The organism is Micromonospora sp. NPDC049230, assembly GCF_040647875.1.
GTDB lineage: Bacteria > Actinomycetota > Actinomycetes > Mycobacteriales > Micromonosporaceae > Micromonospora.
Map to the genome: position 1 here is coordinate 1 of NZ_JBEZCZ010000017.1, position 13,713 is coordinate 13,713.

General features: G+C 71.7%; 17 protein-coding genes. 5 read left to right on the forward strand and 12 right to left on the reverse strand.

Features of this window, described 5'->3' with window-relative positions:
* Nucleotides 1-143: 143 nt before the first annotated feature.
* Both AB0A95_RS16375 and AB0A95_RS16380 read right to left on the reverse strand, forming a co-directional pair.
* Nucleotides 144-1,097, reverse strand: coding sequence for a zinc-binding dehydrogenase (locus tag AB0A95_RS16375; RefSeq protein WP_357556553.1), 954 nt, complete (start codon nt 1,095-1,097; stop codon nt 144-146).
* 66 nt (nt 1,098-1,163) lie between these two features.
* A complete protein-coding gene (locus tag AB0A95_RS16380; RefSeq protein WP_357556554.1) occupies nt 1,164-1,628 on the reverse strand; it encodes an Lrp/AsnC family transcriptional regulator in 465 nt (154 codons plus the stop codon).
* A 59-nt stretch (nt 1,629-1,687) separates the two neighbouring features.
* Here AB0A95_RS16380 and ddaH point away from each other — a divergent pair, with 59 nt between their 5' ends.
* Entirely contained in the window at nt 1,688-2,521 is an 834-nt protein-coding gene (ddaH, locus tag AB0A95_RS16385; RefSeq protein WP_357556555.1) for a dimethylargininase, read from the forward strand.
* A gap of 60 nt (nt 2,522-2,581) precedes the next feature.
* On the opposite strand, the gene AB0A95_RS16390 is transcribed toward ddaH, so the two are convergent.
* On the reverse strand, nt 2,582-3,769 hold the full coding sequence (locus AB0A95_RS16390; protein ID WP_357556556.1) for an ABC transporter substrate-binding protein: 1,188 nt from the start codon (nt 3,767-3,769) through the stop codon (nt 2,582-2,584).
* Nucleotides 3,770-3,849: 80 nt separating this feature from the next.
* Nucleotides 3,850-4,647, reverse strand: a complete 798-nt coding sequence (locus AB0A95_RS16395) for an alpha/beta hydrolase (protein WP_357556557.1) — start codon at nt 4,645-4,647, stop codon at nt 3,850-3,852.
* Nucleotides 4,648-4,730: 83 nt separating this feature from the next.
* On the opposite strand from AB0A95_RS16395, the gene AB0A95_RS16400 reads away from it, so the two are divergent.
* Entirely contained in the window at nt 4,731-5,333 is a 603-nt protein-coding gene (locus AB0A95_RS16400) for a bacterial proteasome activator family protein (protein ID WP_357065961.1), read from the forward strand.
* A gap of 3 nt (nt 5,334-5,336) precedes the next feature.
* Here AB0A95_RS16400 and AB0A95_RS16405 read toward each other — a convergent pair whose 3' ends face one another.
* From AB0A95_RS16405 to AB0A95_RS16415, 3 genes are all read right to left on the reverse strand, one after another.
* Nucleotides 5,337-6,149, reverse strand: coding sequence for an HAD family hydrolase (locus AB0A95_RS16405; RefSeq protein WP_357556558.1), 813 nt, complete (start codon nt 6,147-6,149; stop codon nt 5,337-5,339).
* A complete protein-coding gene (locus tag AB0A95_RS16410) occupies nt 6,149-6,970 on the reverse strand; it encodes an HAD family hydrolase (RefSeq protein ID WP_357556559.1) in 822 nt (273 codons plus the stop codon). The genes AB0A95_RS16405 and AB0A95_RS16410 overlap by 1 nt, the downstream gene beginning before the upstream one ends.
* A gap of 531 nt (nt 6,971-7,501) precedes the next feature.
* Nucleotides 7,502-8,245, reverse strand: a complete 744-nt coding sequence (locus AB0A95_RS16415; protein WP_357556560.1) for a hypothetical protein — start codon at nt 8,243-8,245, stop codon at nt 7,502-7,504.
* 131 nt (nt 8,246-8,376) lie between these two features.
* Between AB0A95_RS16415 and AB0A95_RS16420 the strand changes: the two genes are divergently transcribed.
* The 3 genes from AB0A95_RS16420 to AB0A95_RS16430 all read left to right on the forward strand — a co-directional run bounded on the left by AB0A95_RS16420 (nt 8,377) and on the right by AB0A95_RS16430 (nt 10,149).
* Nucleotides 8,377-8,808: an OsmC family protein gene (locus AB0A95_RS16420; protein WP_357065949.1), complete on the forward strand. Its 432-nt coding sequence runs from the start codon at nt 8,377-8,379 to the stop codon at nt 8,806-8,808.
* Nucleotides 8,809-8,961: 153 nt separating this feature from the next.
* Complete coding sequence (locus tag AB0A95_RS16425; RefSeq protein WP_357556561.1) at nt 8,962-9,324, forward strand: metallopeptidase family protein; 363 nt, start codon at nt 8,962-8,964, stop codon at nt 9,322-9,324.
* A 102-nt stretch (nt 9,325-9,426) separates the two neighbouring features.
* Nucleotides 9,427-10,149, forward strand: a complete 723-nt coding sequence (locus tag AB0A95_RS16430) for an AIM24 family protein (RefSeq protein WP_357556562.1) — start codon at nt 9,427-9,429, stop codon at nt 10,147-10,149.
* Between the two features lie 50 nt (nt 10,150-10,199).
* On the opposite strand, the gene pheA is transcribed toward AB0A95_RS16430, so the two are convergent.
* From pheA to AB0A95_RS16455, 5 genes are all read right to left on the reverse strand, one after another.
* The gene (gene pheA / locus AB0A95_RS16435; RefSeq protein ID WP_357556563.1) at nt 10,200-11,156 is read right to left on the reverse strand and encodes a prephenate dehydratase; all 957 of its coding nucleotides are present in this window, start codon (nt 11,154-11,156) and stop codon (nt 10,200-10,202) included.
* Between the two features lie 10 nt (nt 11,157-11,166).
* Nucleotides 11,167-11,793 (reverse strand): hypothetical protein, encoded by a 627-nt coding sequence (locus AB0A95_RS16440; protein WP_357556564.1) that lies wholly within the window; start codon nt 11,791-11,793, stop codon nt 11,167-11,169.
* A gap of 84 nt (nt 11,794-11,877) precedes the next feature.
* Nucleotides 11,878-12,267 (reverse strand): ACT domain-containing protein, encoded by a 390-nt coding sequence (locus tag AB0A95_RS16445; protein WP_357556565.1) that lies wholly within the window; start codon nt 12,265-12,267, stop codon nt 11,878-11,880.
* A gap of 66 nt (nt 12,268-12,333) precedes the next feature.
* A complete protein-coding gene (locus tag AB0A95_RS16450) occupies nt 12,334-12,792 on the reverse strand; it encodes a hypothetical protein (protein WP_357556566.1) in 459 nt (152 codons plus the stop codon).
* Between the two features lie 168 nt (nt 12,793-12,960).
* Entirely contained in the window at nt 12,961-13,698 is a 738-nt protein-coding gene (locus AB0A95_RS16455) for a hypothetical protein (RefSeq protein WP_357556567.1), read from the reverse strand.
* Nucleotides 13,699-13,713: the final 15 nt, after the last annotated feature.

The window sequence follows — 13,713 nt, forward strand, 5'->3', positions numbered from 1 at the left end:
GGGCCGGCCGGGGGGGGCCCCGGCCCCCCCCCGGGGGGGTTGGGGTTCCGGCCGCAAACAACACCGGTATCCGGACGAAACCGCGCCTTGCCGGATCGCCTCCCGGACTCCGCCTCGGCTCGACCGCCCTCATGAAACAGGCCTTAGACGTCCAGCAGGGTCTTGCCGACCGTCGCGCGCGCCTCGATGGCGGCGTGCGCGTCGGCGGCGCGTTCCAGCCGGAATCGCTGGCCGATGAGCGGGCGCAGGCGGCCGGCGGCACCGCCGGCCAGGGCCTGCCGGGTGTACGCCCGCAGTTGTGCGGGTGACGTGTCCGGCCGTACCAGGGTGACCTGCCGGGCCGTGGCGGCCTCCGCGGACACCGGCGACCACTCTCCGCTCGCCAGGCCGAAGCTGACCATGCGACCGCCCGGGTCCAGCAGGTCGAAGGCCGCTCGGGCCACCGCGCCGCCGACCCCGTCGAACACCACGTCGACGCCGCCCAGCGGGGCCCGCACGCGGTCGGCCCAGTCCGGTTGGAGGTAGTCGACGGCAAGCTCGGCGCCCAGGCCGGGCAGCAGGTCCACCTTGCGCGGCCCACCGGCGACGCCGATCACCCGGGCACCGGCCTGGGCCGCGAGTCGTACCAGGAGGCTGCCCACGCCGCCCGCGGCCGCTTCCACGAGCACCCGGTCGCCGGGGCGGATGCCGACCGCCTCGACAAGCATGGTGGCGGTACGCCCGTCGGCCAGCAGTGCCACCGCCTCGTCCAGGGCCAGCTCGGCGGGCACCTCGATCGGCGCGGCGGCGTCGACCGCCGCTCGTTCGGCGTATCCGCCGGAGCCGCCGGTCGCGCTGACCACCCGCCGCCCGAGCTGCGCCGGGTCGACGTCCGGGCCGACGGCGGCGATCACTCCGCCCACGCCGTTGCCGGGGATCAGGGGCGGGGTGACCTGGAACGGCCCGCGCCGGCCGGCGCGCTGTTGCGTCTCGACGAAGGTGATGTTCGCGTGCGCGACGTCGATCAGCACCTGACCAGGGCCGGGTGTCGGGTCGGTCGCGGTGCCGGGCACCAGCACCTCGGGCCCGCCGCACTCACGTAACCGGATCGCCCGCATGAAGTCCCCCTCGAACCGTGACGGCGTCCACTCGGGGACAGCGGAGCGCCTCAACCAGGGTTGAGGTCAAGCGGTGCGGGGCGACGGGCCGACGCCCGGGGACTCGGCCAGGCGGGACAGCACGATCGTGCTGCGGGTGGAGGTCACGAAGGACTCGGCGCGCAGCCGCTCCAGCGCCGCCTCCAGGTGGGCGATGTCGGCGGCGCGCAGGTGCACGAGCGCGTCCGCCTCCCCGGAGACGGTGTAGGCGCCGACCACCTCCGGGTGTCGCCGGGCGGCCACGCCGATCTGGGCGGGGGTGGTCCGGCCGGCGCAGAACAACTCGACGAACGCCTCGGTGGTCCAGCCGACGGCGGCCGGGTCCACCACGGCCGTGAATCCCCGGATCACGCCGGTGGCGCGTAGCCGATCGACGCGCCGCTTGACGGCCGGGGCGGAGAGTGACACCCGGCTGCCGATGTCGGCGTACGACGCACGGGCGTCGGCGACGAGTAACGCAATGATCCGCTGGTCTACCGCGTCTATCTGCAACGTTCCGCCTCTGAGAAGCAACGGTTGTGGCTGTTACCAAAGTTCCACGGTACCTACTCTTGGTGACCGTGAACCAGCAGCGAGTCCCGCGAAAGCGGACATATCTCATGTGCTCGCCCGAGCACTTCGCGGTCGAGTACGCGATCAACCCGTGGATGGACGTGACCACGCCCGTCGACCGGGACCTGGCCGTCAAACAGTGGGACCGGCTGCACGAGACGCTCGTCGGTCTCGGCCACGAGGTGCACCTGCTCACACCCGAGCCGGGCCTGCCCGACATGGTCTACGCCGCCAACGGCGCCTTCGTGGTGGACGGCAGCGTGTACGGCGCTCGGTTCAGGCACGAGCAGCGGGCCGCCGAGGCCGCCGCCCACCACGCCTTCTACGAGTCGCAGGGCTGGCGGTTCGTCGCACCGGGCGAAACAAACGAGGGCGAGGGCGACTTCGCGTACGTGCCGGAGGCGCACGGCGGCCTCATCCTCGCCGGGCACGGCTTCCGCACCGAGCTTCCGGCGCACGGTGAGGCGCAGGAGGCGCTGGGCCGGCCGGTGGTGTCCCTGCGTCTGATCGACCCCCGCTTCTACCACCTGGACGTGGCACTCGCGGCCATCGACGACTCGAACGTCGCCTACTTCCCGGGCGCGTTCTCCGCGGCCAGCCAGCGGGTGCTCACCCAGCTCTTCCCGGACGCGGTGCTCGCCGACGACGAAGACGCTCTGGCCTTCGGGCTCAACCTGGTCAGCGACGGCGCGAACGTGGTGCTCAACAGCGAGGCGACCCGGTTCGCCGGCAAACTGAAGGCGGCCGGCTACACCCCGGTTCCCGTCGAGTTGGCCGAGCTGAAGAAGGGCGGCGGCAGCGTGAAGTGCTGCATCGCCGAGCTGCGGCACTGACTCCCCGTACGACAGGGTCGGCCTCCCCGACGGGAGGCCGACCCTGTCGTCGCTGCGGGCTCAGCCCAGCGTGGCCAGCTCGTTGATCAGCACGTTCGACATGACCTGGCCGTCGCGCTGCACCTCCCGCAGGTACCACTTCTGCTGTGGGGTACGCGGCTGGTTGAACTGCCAGATGCCGCGCGGGCTGTCGATCTGGCCGATCCTGCCGAGTGCCAGGTTGACCTGCTGCGGGTTGGGCGAGCCGCCGGTCAGCTGGATCGCCTGGTCGAGCACCTGCGCCGCGTCGTACGACGCCATCGCGTACGTGGTGGGGGTGACCTGGTATTTCTTGCGGTAGGCCGAGGCGAAGACCCGGTTGGACGTGTTGTTCAGGTCGGCCGAGTAGTTCAGCGCGGTCTGGATGCCCAGCGCGTTCTCCTTCAGGCTTTCCAGCACTGTGCCCTCGGTGAGGAAGCCGGGTGCGTAGATCGGCCCGGCGAACTTCTCCCGCAACTGCTTGATGAACTCCACTGCGGCGGCGCCGGCGAAGAAGCAGAAGACCGCCGTGGGCTCCTTGGCCAGCGCGGTGCTGATGTCCGCCGAGAACGTGGTCTTGCCGGGGTTGGGGTTGGCGCTGGTGTAGGTGACCGGGTCGCTGATTCGCGGGTCGGTCGCGCCGAACTCCTGCCGGAAGCCTCGCACCACGTCCGGGCTGCCGACGTTCTCCGGCATGATGATCGCCACCCGGCCGTTGGCGGGCAGTTGGTCGCGCAGGTAGCGGCCCAGCGCCTTGCCGGCCTCGTCCAGCACGTACGACGTCCGCCAGATGTAGAACACGCTCTGGAGGCTGCTCGGCGAGGCGTTGGAGCCGATCAGCGGGACCTTGGCCTGCTCGACGGTGTCCCGGATGCCGACCATCACCGCCGAGTTGACCACCCCGGTGAGCGCCAGCACACCCTGCTTGAGCAGGCCGTCCACGGCGGCCTTGCCGGTCTTCGCGGTGTCGCCCTCGTCGGCGGTCAACAGCTCCACCGGGTGGCCGCCCAGCCGCTTGTCGTGCAGGTCGAGGAAGAGCTGGAAGCCGTTGGTGATGTCATCGCCGATGCTCTTGAAACCACCGGCCTGGGGCGTGATCAGCCCGATCTTGATCGGGCTGCGGTTGACAGTCGGCTCGGGGTCGGTGTCGGAGCCACATCCGGCGACGAACCCGGTGGTACCGAGCGCGGCCAACAGTTGGAGCGCCCGCCTGCGATTCATCTGCGACACCGAGTTCCTTCCAAGGAGCGTTGCAGGGCTGAACACCGCCCCTCCGGCGTTCTACCTGGTCCGCGACGCTGCGTCAATGGCTAGTGATCAACCCGCAGGGACCGCAACTCAGCGACGACGCGGGGCCAGGCGGTGGACTCCGGATCGATCAGCCCGAAATGCTCGCATCCGGGCAGCTCAACAAGGGAGATATCGGATCCCGCGGCGGTTGCCGCCGCGACGAACCCCCGGCTCATCTCCACCGGAACCTGTTGATCCTCCGAGCCGTGCACAACTACCGTCCGTGTCCGCGTCGGCACCAGTAACCGTGGATCCGTCGCCGCGTACCGGTCCGGGACCTCGGCCGGGCCGCCGCCGAGCAGCGCGGCCACCGCACCCGAGTCCAGGTCCCGCCGGTACGCCTCGCCCAGGTCGGCCACCGGGGCCAGGGCGAGCACCCCACCCACCGTCGCCGGCGCGGTGGCCGCCACGTACAGCGCCAGGTGACCACCGGCGGAGTGCCCGACCAGGATCGGCGCGACCTGGGTCACCCGGTCGGGCAGCGCCTCGGCGGCCAGCCCGGGCAGCTCGGCCACCCCGGTCAGCACGTCGGTCAACGTGCCCGGCCACCCACCTCCCGGCTGCCCGGTCCGCCGGTATTCCAGCTGCGCCACCGGATAACCGTCGGCGGCGAGCGCGGCGGCCAACGGGTCGGTGTGTCGTCTGTCGTACTCGACCCGCCAGAAACCGCCGTGCAGGACGACGACCAGCGGGCGCGCCGGACCAACTCCCGCCGGACGCCGCAGGTCGGCCACCTGATCCGGGTGGTCGCCGTACGCCACGGTCCGGTCGGGCTCCGGTGCGGGCCGGGTCAACACGGCGCGCGGGTCGACAGGCATGGCGCGACGGTAGCGCGCCCGCGCGGGTGGTTCGGTCCCGGTAGTCGGTCCCGGGCGCCACCGGTCCAGCCCGCTGGGTAAAGATGGACCCCATGACCGAAGCGCGCTCAGCTGGACAGGACGACGAGCCCGGCACCGACGACTCCGGCCACCCCGGCACTGTCGTGGTGGTCGGTCCGGACGGCCGGCCGATCGGGACGATGCAGACCGACGAGGGCCAGGGTGAGGACCCGACCCGCCTGGTCGAACAGCCGGCCAAGGTGATGCGGATCGGCAGCATGATCAAGCAGTTGCTGGAGGAGGTGAAAGCCGCACCTCTCGACGACGCCAGCCGCAACCGGATGCGCGAGATCCACGAGCGGTCGATCGTCGAGCTCAAGGAGGGCCTCGCCCCCGAGCTGCGCGACGAGCTGGAGCGCATCTCGCTGCCCTTCACCGAGGACAAGGCCCCCAGCGAGGGCGAGTTGCGGATCGCGCACGCCCAGCTTGTCGGCTGGCTGGAGGGCCTGTTCCACGGCATCCAGGCGGCCCTGGTGGCCCAGCAGATGGCCGCCCGGGTGCAGTTGGAGCAGATGCGCGGTGGCCGGCAGGCGCTGCCCAGTGGCCCCGGCGGGATCGTCCCCGGGATGTCCGGCATCGGCCAACCGGGCGGCGGCGAGGGCCACAACACCGGCCAGTACCTGTAACCCTCAGTCCACCCCGAAAACCTTCTCCAGGTACGCCGCCACGCCGTCCTCGGTGTTCGCCGTCGTCACGTCGTCGGCGACCGCCAGGACGGCGCGGTGCGCGTTGGCCACCGCCACGCCCCGGCCGGCCCAGGTCAACATCGGCACGTCGTTGGGCATGTCGCCGAAGGCCAGCACGTCTGCCGCGGCCACACCGAGTTGGTCGCAGTACCAGGCGAGCCCGGCTGCCTTGGTCACCCCGGCCGCCGAGATCTCCACCAGGCCGGAGGACGACGAGTGCGTGGCCTCGGCCAGCCCCGCCACCGCCGTGGCGATCAGCTCGGCGAAGGCGTCCGGGTCCTGCTCGCCGGCCCGCGCGAGCAGCTTCACCGCCGGCACCGAGAGCAGCTCCTCCGGCGTCTCGATCGGTCGGATGCCCTCCGGGTCGACGTCCCAGCGCAGCGGGTAGTGCGCCTCGTGCCGCATCTCCCGGCTGTCCAGGATCTCCACGGCGAAACTGATCCCGGGCACCTCGGCCCGTAGCCGTCGGGCCACCTCGGCCAGGTGGTGCGGGGCGAGCGGGTCAGCCCGCACCACCTCGTCGGAGAATGGGTCGTAGACCACGGCACCGTTGGCGCAGACCGCCGGCAGCGGCTGGGCCAGTTGGTCGTACACCATCTTGAGCCAGCGGACCGGGCGGCCGGTGACCAGGACGACGGGCGTGCCTCGCGCGGAGATCCGCGCGAGCACGTCGGCGGTGCGGGGGCTGACGGTGTGGTCGTCGCGGATCAGCGTGCCGTCGATGTCGGTGGCGATCAGGCCGGGTGTCTCTCCCATCACCGGGACAGTAGCCGGTCCAGATATACCGCCACACCGTCGTCGTCGTTGCGCAGGGTCACCTCGTCGGCGGCGGCACGCAGGGCGGGGTGCGCGTTGGCCACCGCCACCCGGGACCAGCCGGCCCACTCGAACATCGGCAGATCGTTGGGCATGTCACCGAAGACCAGCACGTCCGCCGGGTCCACCCCGAGACTCTGTGCCACCACCGTCAGCCCGGTCGCCTTGTCCACGCCCGGCGGGCAGATCTCGATGAAGCCGAGCCCGGCCTGGGTGAGCGTGGCCACCTGCGGCGGGACGATCCGGCGGGCCACCGCCAGCAGTTCGTCCACGTGGTGGTCGGCGGTCCGGGCGAACGCCTTGATCACGTCGCAGGCGAGGCACTCGTCGCGCGTGCGCGCCTCGAAGCGGTCCTGGTAGGGCCAGCTCTCGTGGTAGTCGCCCCAGAGCGGAGCATCGTGCTCGTCAGACGCTTCGACCATCACGGTCAACGGGCCGACCTCGGCCTCCAGGTCGGTGAGTAGCCCGGCCAGCACCTCGGCGGGCAGCCGCTCGTCGCGGAGCACCACGGGGCCGGCCGGGTCGCTCTGGTCGACCACCCGGCCGCCGCCGGCCATCACCAGGAAGTCCGCGGCCCGGATGTCGTTGCGGGTCAACTCGGTCAGCCGAGGGCCGCGACCGGTCGCGCCGACCACCGGGATCCCGGCGGCCCGCACCCGGTCGAGCACCCCATGGGTGTACGCGGAGACGGTGTCATCGCTGCGCACCAGCGTGCCGTCGAGGTCGGTCGCGATCAGCTTGGGCAGGCCCGGGCGGGTCATCGTTCCTCCTTCGCCCGCCGCCGTCGCACCTGCTGTCCCCTTCTGTTGAGGAGACCCGGCGTCACGGCGGGCAGCAACCGTACCTCGCGCAAAGGGTCGCATCCATGGCTTCCAGACGAATCGGACGCGAACAAACCACCCAAGCCCCCACCCCGCCCCACCCTTACCCGCCCCCACCCCCGCCCCCGCCCCCGCCCCCGCCCCCGCCCCCGCCGCCCCGCCGCCCCGCCGCTTTCCCCGTCGATCATGGAGTCCTGGTGCCTGGTTTGGTGCTATTAGGGTTTTTTGTCGCCCACCACAACTCCATGATCGACGAGGAGTGCGGGTTGACGAGCAGCCCCGCCGCCCGGATCAGGCCACCCGCCCCGATCAGGCCACAACATCAGGGAAAGTGCTGCCTCCGGATGCCTTGAGGCAGCACTTTCCCTGATGTTGTGAGGGTCTTGCGCCAGCCGGGCGCAGGGGGCGAGCATCGCGGCGCAGCGCGCAGGCGCGGGACGCGAGACACGGTGGGGCGGTGGGGCGTGGGGTTTAGGGCTGGGGGTCGGGGTGGGCGAAGGGGGCGGCGGGGGTGACTGTCAGGTCGGTTGGGGCTGGTGGGCCGTACTCGATGGGGTCGGGGTTGCGGCGGCGGCGCCAGGGTCGCGACGGCGGCCCGTCGGCGGGCCTGTCATCGTCCGGTGGCCCGGCGGACGGGCCGGGGGATGTGGCGGGGGCCAGCCGCAGGGCGGCCGCGAACAGCACACAGGCGGCGAACGCCATCACCAGCCCACGGCCGTATTCGGCCCGGAAACCGTCCGGGGGCGAGTAGAAGAAGTTGCGCTGGCCGGGGTCGTTGAGGGTGGCCGTGGCGGCGATCAGCACCGCCAACAGGGCACCGGCCAGGGTGAGACCGGCCAGCCGGGCGTTCGGCCGCACGGCCGCCGTGCCCCGCAGGGCCAGCGCCACGGTGCAGACGAGACCGAGCAGCCCGACCAGGTAGCCAACGCCGAAGCCGCCGACCTCGGACACCCCGGCCGGCACCTCGATCGTGCCCTCACCCTCGGGCCCGCCGCCGTTCGGCAGGCTCATCACCAGCCACTCCCCGACCAGCGAGGCGACCCCGGCGACCGCGCCCAGACCGGCGAGCAGCAGGGGCAGCCGAGGGTCCTGTGCGAAACCGGCCAGGGACCAGCCGAACCGCTGCCGCGGAGCCGGGTCGACAGCACCCCACTCGATCACGGCCGGCTCCTCGGACCGGTCGCCCTGCCGGGGGATCGGAAGCTCGTCGGACATCGGCCATCCCTCCGCCGGTCACGGACCTGGGTCGCATCATGGCACAGCCAGGCGATCGTGACAGGGATCGCAGGGCAGGCGTCCGTGCCGGTCGGTCGCTCGACGGTCACCTTTCCGCTAGCGTTCTCCTCATGCCTATCCGTACCGCTTCAGCACAATGGCAGGGCAATCTCACCGAGGGCTCCGGCACGGTCCGCACCGGTAAGGGCGGCCTGTCGGGCAACTACTCCTTCAAGTCGCGCTTCGAGGAGGGCGAGGGCACCAACCCCGAGGAGCTGATCGCCGCCGCGCACGCCGGCTGCTTCTCGATGGCGTTCTCGAAGGCGCTCGCCGACGCCGGCTCGACGGCCACCTCGGTCGAGACCACCGCCAAGGTCCACCTGGACAAGACCGACGCCGGCATGACCGTGACCCGGATCGACCTGGAGACCGTCGGCCAGGTCCCGGGGATCGACGACGCGGAGTTCCAGAAGCTCGCCGAGGCCGCCAAGGCCAACTGCCCGATCTCCCGCCTGCTCTCGCCGGGTGCCGAGATCACCCTCGACGCGCGCCTGGCCTCCTGAGCGGTCGACCCACAAGAGCCGGTCGACCCACAACCGCTCGTTCACGGACGAGGGTCTCCGCCCGCCCCTGGGCGGCGGTCACTCTCTCCGTGAGCCTGCGGACCCGATCGACGGTACGTCTCGACCGGCCCAACGGGTGCGTCGTCGGGCAGAATGGGTGCCGTGCCGGTAGACATGACCCGCGAGCGCTTCGAGGAGCTGGTTGCCGACGCCCTCGACGAGGTGCCCGAGGAACTGCTCGGCCTGATGAGCAACGTGGTGATCCTCGTCGAGGACGACCCGCCGCAGGGCGAGCGCGACCTGCTCGGCCTCTACGAGGGCCACGCCCTCACCAGCCGCGGCTGGGACTACTCCGGCGTGTTGCCGGACCGGATCTTCATCTACCGCCACCCGATCCTGCGAATCTGTGACAACGACGACGATGTCGTCGACGAGGTGGCGGTGACCGTCGTGCACGAGATCGCGCACCACTTCGGCATCGACGACGATCGGCTGCACGCCCTGGGCTGGGGCTGAGCCCTCCGACAGCCGCGGGCGCCGCTCGGCCGATGGCCCGTGGTTGCCCTGGTCGCCTACCTTCGGTGCAGCAATCGCAACCCTGTCAGGAGGCACCCTTTCATGCGCAGTGAGCTGTTCTCCGCGGAGAATCTGGAGAAGGAGTCCGCGCAGCCCGGCATGCGGCTGCAGAACTCCAAGATGTTGAAGATCGAACTCAACGGCGAGGCGATGGCCCGGGTCGGGTCGATGGTCGCCTACCAGGGAAATGTGCAGTTCCAGGCGCTCGGCTCGGGCGGGCTCGGCAAGTTTCTCAAGCAGAAGCTCACCGGCGAGGGCGTCCCCCTGATGAAGGTCTCCGGCCACGGTGACGTCTTCCTCGCCGAGCTGGCCAAGGACGTGCACATCATCGACCTGGAGCCGGGCGATGCCCTCTCCATCAACGGCTCCAGCGTGCTCGCCTTCGACTCGACCCTCCAGTACGACATCAGGATGGTCGGCGGCGCCGGGATGGCCTCATCGTCCGGCCTGTTCAACTGTGTGTTCAGCGGCCACGGCCGGATCGCCATCACCACCAAGGGCACCCCGGTCGTGCTCAACGTGGACGCCCCCACCTACGTCGACCCGCAGGCCGCGGTGTGCTGGTCGGCCAACCTACAGACCGGCTACCACCGGGCCGAGCAACTGGGCCTCGGCACGTTGCTGGGTCGGCGCACCGGTGAGTCGTTCACGATGAGCTTCGCCGGTCAGGGCTTCGTGGTGGTGCAGCCGTCCGAGGAGCCGCCGGTCATGGGCAGCGGTCAGCAGCAGCAGGAGGGCGGTCTGCTCGGCGGTCTGCTGAGCTGATCAGACGCGGGCGGGCGGGCGTTCCCATCTTCCGGGGACGCCCCGCCCGGTCAGGTCAACTCACCAGTGCGCAGTCGGGTCAGCCAGGCCGCCGCGTCGACGTAGTCGGCGTCGGAGAGGCCCGCCGGAGCGGGCACCGGCCGATCGCGCGCCGCCTCAACCCACCGGTGCCGGGGGTACGAGCCCAGGAAGCGGACCTCCGCGCAGACCCGGCGCAGCCCCTGCAACGCCTCGCCCAGTCGTACGTCGGCGACGTGGCCGGTGCAGTCCAGGAAGAAGACGTACCGGCCCAGTGCCTCGCCGGTGGGGCGGGACTCGATGCGCGTCAGGTTGACGCCGCGGACGGCAAGCTCCATCAGCACCGACAGCAACGCGCCGACCCGGTCGTGCGCGATGTAGACCGCCAGTGAGGTGAGGTCGTCGTCGGTCGGCGGCGGGGGTGGCCCGGGGCGGGCCACCAGCGCGAACCGCGTCACCGCGTCCGGATGATCGGCGATCTTGTCGGCGAGTGTCACGAGCCGGTGGCGGGCCGCTCCGATCGGTGCGCAGATCGCGGCGTCGTACGCCCCGGCGCCGGCGCCGGCCGCCGCCGCGCCGTTGGAGAGCACGTCGACCACCACGGCGTCGGGCAGATGGTCGCGCAGCCAGCCCCGGCACTGGGTGGACGCCTGCGGATGGGCCGCCACGGTGCGGATCGAGGTCAGCGAAGTGTCGGGTCGAGCGCCGAGCACGAACGCCACCGGCAGGATCACCTCTCGGGTGATCACCAATGGCTCGCCCTCGACCATCTCGTCGAGCGTGACGCCCACCGCGCCGCCGATCGAGTTTTCCAGCGGCACCAGCGCGGCGTCGGCGTCTCCGGTCCGGACGCTGTCCAGTGCCTCCCCGACGCTGCGGGCGGGCGTACGGGTGCCGCGCTCGGCGGCGGGAAGGGTGCGCAGAGCCTGCTCGGCGAAGGTGCCCTCCGGCCCGAGGTAGACGAAGCGTGTCGGCGGTGTTCCCGGCATGCCGGTCAGCCTACGCACTCGGCCGGCTGGCCGGAGCGGCGTCGCAGGCGAGGGCGCGGATCCCGGCCGGGCCGGTGGCGCGTACCTCGATGGAGCAGACGTCGGTGCCGGCGGTGACCAGGGTCGGCGCGGCGGCCGGGCCCCGGGTGACCACCTGGAGTTCCTCGTGCCCGGTCACCTGGAGGACTGTGTACTGCCACTCGGCGGCGCAGAGCGGCCCGGTGCGGACCTGGACCCGGACGTCTGCCGGAAGCACTCCGGCCCGGCCGCGCAACAGTTGCACCACCCGCTGGCCGGTCGGCCCGTTCCGGCAGGCGATCGCGACCAGCCCGGCGTCGGGGGTGGGCGTGAGCGTGCCCAATGGCGGTGCGGTGGCCGGCGGCGTGGTGGGTGCGGTGCTCGGGCCAGGTGTCGTCGGGGCCGCGGTGCGGGTGGGCGCGACAGTCGGCTCCCGTAACTCGGGTGGGGCGCCGCACCCGGCGAGCACCGCGACGGCGAGCACCGCGAGCGCGACCGGTCGGATCCGGGCGGTGGCCCGCGTGGGGACGTGCTCGGATGCCCGGCCACGTGTCGCCGGTGGGAGGTAGGCCGTCGCCCGCGGTGGGGGAGACGAGGGGCGGGGCGGGGTGAACGGCACGGGCCGATCCTCGGGACATCGGAGAATTCGTCGCGGCCGGGGTGGCCGAGCCCATCGTAGGGTCAGCGGCCGGTCGGGTGAAGTTCAGCCGGTGACGCGGTGCCCGGCACGCTGTAGCGCGGCCGTGCCCTCGGTCAGCCGGACGGCCGGCACCAGCAGGTAGTCGGTGTCGAAGGTGGAGAACGTGACAACACTGACCCGTGCCTCGGCGAGCGGATCGACGAGCGCGGCCAGGCTGCCGGTGCTGGCCATGTCGGCCGGGGCGGTGACCCGTAGACAGCGCCAGGCGGTCTCCACCACGGCCTGCGCCGGAACCCGATCCGCCGGGCAGATCACCGAGATCCCATCGGAGGTCCAGCTCACCGTCACCACGTCGGTGCCGCTCAGCCCGCTCGACAACGCGTACGGCAGGGCGGTGCCGGCGGCCAACCGCCACACCGCGTACTCCCCTGGCAGCACTGCGATATCGAGCATGGGGGCACCTTACGGCCTACTCGCGCGGCGCTGGGCCAGCAACGCCGTGTGCGGCTTTGTCGCAGGTCAGACCTCGGAGAAGAAGGTGAGCGAACCGGCCACGACACCGTCGGTGAGCACCGGCGTGGAGATCGCGTCGACTGTCGCGTCGGAGCTGTTCGCCGAGGCGCCCTGCACCCGGAGCAGCCCCCGGGCGAGACGACCGGAGGTGAGCGCCAGCAGGGGCGGGATCTTGTCGATCTCGGCCTCGGTCAGCTCGCCCCGGTTGGCGGTGAAGTCGAGGAGGCGCAGCCCTCCGTCGAGCAGCGGTCGCCCGATCAGGACATCCGGCTCGCCCAGGCAGAGCAACTGGCAGCCGGCGGTGGAGATCGCCACCACCAGGGTGTCGGTGTCGATCAGCAAGCACGGCTCGTCGGCCCGGGAGACTGTCGAGGACCATTGACCGACGTTGCCGGACTCCGGCTCCGTCGAGGCCCGCGCCGCCGGCACGAACGCTTCTGAGAGCGAAAGTTCGACGTGGGCCACCGCGCCTCCTATGTGCACCGATCGACTGTCCACGCTAGCGGGTCGCCGACGGAATCACCGAGCGCACCGGGTCACCGAGTCGCGCAGTGTGAACCGAGGCGACCGGTGACGGCGCGGAGACCGGTGGGTAGTCGGGGGGACCGGAGCCGCGTGGCGTCGACGGTGACGTTACCGGCGGTGGGCCGGCTTGTCAGCGGCCGTTCGGCCCTCGTCGTACCACCGGTAGTCGGCTGTTGGACGGTACGTGCCGTTCAGCCAGGTGCTGGGATGCTGTGCGACCCGGGAGAGCTTCTCGGCAGTGGCGGGGCTGATCCGGCTGCCACCAGCCACGAGGAGCCGGTCCAGCTCTCGGTGGGTGGCCATCAGACAGTCCTTGGGGAGGCCGTAGACGCTGATCACGCCGGAGCCGACGAAGGTCAGCACCGGCGTCACCGGGACGGGCAGCCCCACGGCGTCGGAGAGGGCCTTGCTGGCCCGCTTGGCGTCCCGGCGGGACTCGGCCACGTACGGTGGACGCTTGCCGTTGATCTGCACGACGTCACCGGCGACGAGGACCCTGGCCCGGCCGTGATCGGCGATGGTCACGGCGAAGAGACCGCTCGGCCCGATGGCGAGGAACCCGGCCCGCTCGTCCTGACCGCGATCGAGGACGTCTGTGACATCCGTGCGGGGCCACTCGATGACGTGCCAGGCCGGCCCGAGGTGGTCGAGTTGGCCCAGTGCCCGTGCGCCGGCTGCCTCCAGGCGGCGCGCACCCCGCTCGGCACGACGGCGGCGAGCCCATTCGAGCGGTGTCGGACGGACCGGTTCGAGAACCCCTGGCGACTCGACGCGGGGGTGTGGCACCGCGACGGGCGGCAGTGCCCGAGCGGACGGTACGGCTCGTCGTGCGGGAAAGACAGTCATCGCGACCTCCGGCAA

Excerpts from the sequence above, each read along its gene's own strand:
- AB0A95_RS16375 (WP_357556553.1), bottom strand. The coding sequence starts at position 1,097 with ATGCGGGCGATCCGGTTACGTGAGTGCGGCGGGCCCGAGGTGCTGGTG.
- AB0A95_RS16395 (WP_357556557.1), bottom strand. The coding sequence starts at position 4,647 with ATGCCTGTCGACCCGCGCGCCGTGTTGACCCGGCCCGCACCGGAGCCC.
- AB0A95_RS16400 (WP_357065961.1), top strand. The coding sequence starts at position 4,731 with ATGGACCCCATGACCGAAGCGCGCTCAGCTGGACAGGACGACGAGCCC.
- AB0A95_RS16405 (WP_357556558.1), bottom strand. The coding sequence starts at position 6,149 with ATGGGAGAGACACCCGGCCTGATCGCCACCGACATCGACGGCACGCTG.
- AB0A95_RS16410 (WP_357556559.1), bottom strand. The coding sequence starts at position 6,970 with ATGACCCGCCCGGGCCTGCCCAAGCTGATCGCGACCGACCTCGACGGC.
- AB0A95_RS16415 (WP_357556560.1), bottom strand. The coding sequence starts at position 8,245 with ATGTCCGACGAGCTTCCGATCCCCCGGCAGGGCGACCGGTCCGAGGAG.
- AB0A95_RS16420 (WP_357065949.1), top strand. The coding sequence starts at position 8,377 with ATGCCTATCCGTACCGCTTCAGCACAATGGCAGGGCAATCTCACCGAG.
- AB0A95_RS16425 (WP_357556561.1), top strand. The coding sequence starts at position 8,962 with ATGGGTGCCGTGCCGGTAGACATGACCCGCGAGCGCTTCGAGGAGCTG.
- AB0A95_RS16430 (WP_357556562.1), top strand. The coding sequence starts at position 9,427 with ATGCGCAGTGAGCTGTTCTCCGCGGAGAATCTGGAGAAGGAGTCCGCG.
- pheA (WP_357556563.1), bottom strand. The coding sequence starts at position 11,156 with ATGCCGGGAACACCGCCGACACGCTTCGTCTACCTCGGGCCGGAGGGC.
- AB0A95_RS16445 (WP_357556565.1), bottom strand. The coding sequence starts at position 12,267 with ATGCTCGATATCGCAGTGCTGCCAGGGGAGTACGCGGTGTGGCGGTTG.
- AB0A95_RS16455 (WP_357556567.1), bottom strand. The coding sequence starts at position 13,698 with ATGACTGTCTTTCCCGCACGACGAGCCGTACCGTCCGCTCGGGCACTG.